Genomic DNA, 327 nt, shown 5'->3' with positions numbered 1-327 from the left:
GGTCAATCGTTCCGGTAGAAACAAAAGGAAATGTAGTCTTCAGAAGCTCTCCGAAAGGAAAAGAGTATATTGAAGCAAATAACTTAACGTTCGTATCGTATCTTGGTGAAGGTGCAGATGGTTGGGCAATGTATAAGTATAACTTTGAGTTCCCGAAACCAACTACTCACGAACTAGTGATCATGGGTACAACAGACATTCACGCGCACATCATGCCTTACGATTACATGGCAGACGCAGTGGATCAAAAGTTTGGTTTAGCAAAAGTGTACACATTGGTTCAACAATTACGTGCAAAACACAACAATACATTACTTGTTGATAATG

General features: G+C 39.8%; 1 pseudogene. It reads left to right on the top strand.

What is annotated here, in order from left to right:
* Window positions 1-327 (top strand): annotated as a pseudogene (locus tag DS745_RS24815) (hypothetical protein); the annotation flags it as partial.

The sequence above is a fragment of the Anaerobacillus alkaliphilus genome (assembly GCF_004116265.1).
GTDB lineage: Bacteria > Bacillota > Bacilli > Bacillales > Anaerobacillaceae > Anaerobacillus > Anaerobacillus alkaliphilus.
Note: the sequence above shows the minus strand (reverse complement) of the source record. Positions and strands in the feature narration are given on the sequence as shown.